Source organism: Cupriavidus sp. R6-3 (genome assembly GCF_059772245.1).
Genome location: NZ_JCBAJO010000410.1, coordinates 1 through 2171, shown reverse-complemented (window position 1 = coordinate 2171; position 2171 = coordinate 1). Strand labels below are relative to the sequence as shown.

Genomic DNA, 2171 nt, shown 5'->3' with positions numbered 1-2171 from the left:
CGGGTTCGGAAACGCGTTCGGAAGCGCGTTCGAAAACGTGTTCGGAAGCGAGACCGGGAGTCCGACTCGGAGCGCGGGTCGGAAACCCCCCGGCAGGCGCGCCCACCCGTACGGCGTCATGCAGTTCGGTCATCGGGCGCCTCCGTGGCTTCGACGGTATCGGTTTCGGGCGCGAAGCGGCGGCGCAGGTGGTTGCCGGCGGCAGGGCCGGCGGTGACGCGCAGGTCGTCCAGCGTCACGGGGCTGCCGTCGGCGCGGGTCAGCGCGGGCGCGGCGATCTCGTCGCCGGTGCGGCGGTCCAGCAGCACCGTCATCGGCCCGCGGTCGGTCATCCAGCGATCGGCCCAGGCCTTCAGCGCGACGAAGGCCGGGAAGAAATCGCGGCCCTTGTCGGTCAACAGGTAATGGTGGCGCGCGCCGCCCTCGGCCGGCACGCGCTCGAACATGCCGTGCTCGACCAGCGTCTTCAGCCGCGCGCTGAGGATATTGGGCGCGATGCCCAGGTTGCGCTGGAATTCGTCGAAGCGCGTGCTGCCATAAAAGGCCTCGCGCATCAGCAGGATCGCCCAGCGCTCGCCCAGCACCGCCATCGAGCGGGCGATCGGGCAGGGCATGCTGGCAAAGTCGGTGTGGCCCACGTCTCCTCCGTCTGTTTCCGATTGGTCTTGCCAATGACTTCTACTTTCAATTTGCAAGCATTCTAGCTTGCAAATTGAAAGTACGTGAGGATGGAATGGCGACTTGCTCGCTGCCGTCCGGCGCGGGGCCGGACGCGGTTCAGACTGAACCGTCGGGCGCGTCCCGGAACACCGGCAGCGCGGGAATCTGCTCGCGCAGGAAGTCGATCAGCGCGCGCGTCGCCATCGGCGGATGCGGGTTCGGCGTGGTGATCAGATACAGGCGGTCGCCCAGTCCTTCCGGCCGCCAGTCGGGCAGCACCTGTACCAGCCGGCCGGCGTGCGCGTCCTGCCAGCCGGCGTAGACCGGCAGCAGGCAGACGCCGTGGCCGGCCTGCACCGCGCGGATCAGGAAGGGGAAGTGCTCGGACTGCAGGCGCGGCAGCAGCTGCACCGCATCGCGTTCGTCGCCGCGCATCAGGTGCAGCTCGAACGGGCGGGCGAAGTAGGGCGGGCACAGGAAGTCGGTCGCGGCGAGGTCCGCCGGCACCCGGATCGGTCCAAACCGTTCCAGATAGGACGGCGCCGCATAGAGGCCCCATTCGATCGCGCAGACGTCGCGCGCCACGTGATCCAGCGGCGGCTGCGAGGTGACCTTCAGCGCCACGTCGATCTCGGCGGCGATCAGGTCGTTGACACGATTGTTGAAGAAGACGCGCAGCGTGATGCCCGGATGCCGCTCGGCAAAGGCCAGCAGCAGCGGCGCGACGAAGGTGTCGCCCAGACCGGTGGGCACGCTGAGCCGAACATGGCCGCGCAGCGTCTTGCCCAGGCTGTCGATCTCCGCCTGCGCCGAGGCGACCTCGCGCAGGATCGCCAGCCCGTGGCGGTACAGGGCGTGGCCGGGCTCGGTCAGCTCCAGCCGGCGCGTGGTCCGGCGCATCAATTGCGCGCCCGCCTGGACCTCCAGCTCACGCAGCTGCCGGCTGACCTGCGAGCGCGTGACGCCGCGCCGGCGGCCGGCTTCGGCCAGATTGCCCGCGTCGACGATATCGACGAAGGCCTGGATCAGGTTCAGGTCCATGGTGCGTCCATCGGGGATTGCTCGGGGGATTGTCGCGCTGGGCTCAACATTGTGCTGCGCGGCCAGGCAATTGTCGATGGCGGTGCCCGCCGTTACAGTGACCCCTCAATATGACGGCGCCCGTGCCCGCACGCGCGCCCAGCGCAAAGGAGCACTCGAATGGCGGCGGACCTCTGGTTCCAGGATCTACATCGCAGCGGCGACGAACTGCTGTCGCGCGGCAGCCGGCTGGCGGGCGGCCTGCGGGCGCTCGGCGTGGCGGAGGGCGACGTGATCGCGGTGCTGCTGCGCAACGACGCGCCGTTCGCCGACATCGTCCACGCCTGCCGTACCGCGGGCTGCTACTACTGCCCGATCAACTGGCATTTCACCGCGGACGAGGTGCGCTACCTGCTCGAGGACAGCGGCGCCAAGGTGCTGATCGCCCATGCCGACCTGCTGCCGGCGGTGCAGGCCGCGGTGCCGGCGGG

The 2171-nt window shown here is 69.4% G+C and carries 3 protein-coding genes; 1 reads left to right on the top strand and 2 read right to left on the bottom strand.

All coding sequences use genetic code 11. From position 1 onward, the window contains the following. Positions 1 to 116: 116 nt before the first annotated feature. Both AC6EI8_RS26205 and AC6EI8_RS26200 read right to left on the bottom strand, forming a co-directional pair. Positions 117 to 638: a winged helix-turn-helix transcriptional regulator gene (locus AC6EI8_RS26205; RefSeq protein ID WP_498383349.1), complete on the bottom strand. Its 522-nt coding sequence runs from the start codon at positions 636 to 638 to the stop codon at positions 117 to 119. 139 nt (positions 639 to 777) lie between these two features. Then, on the bottom strand, positions 778 to 1701 hold the full coding sequence (locus AC6EI8_RS26200) for a LysR family transcriptional regulator (RefSeq protein WP_150082584.1): 924 nt from the start codon (positions 1699 to 1701) through the stop codon (positions 778 to 780). Positions 1702 to 1860: 159 nt separating this feature from the next. Here AC6EI8_RS26200 and AC6EI8_RS26195 point away from each other — a divergent pair. Further along, on the top strand, positions 1861 to 2171 hold a 311-nt coding region (locus AC6EI8_RS26195; protein WP_498383348.1), incomplete at its 3' end, for an AMP-binding protein.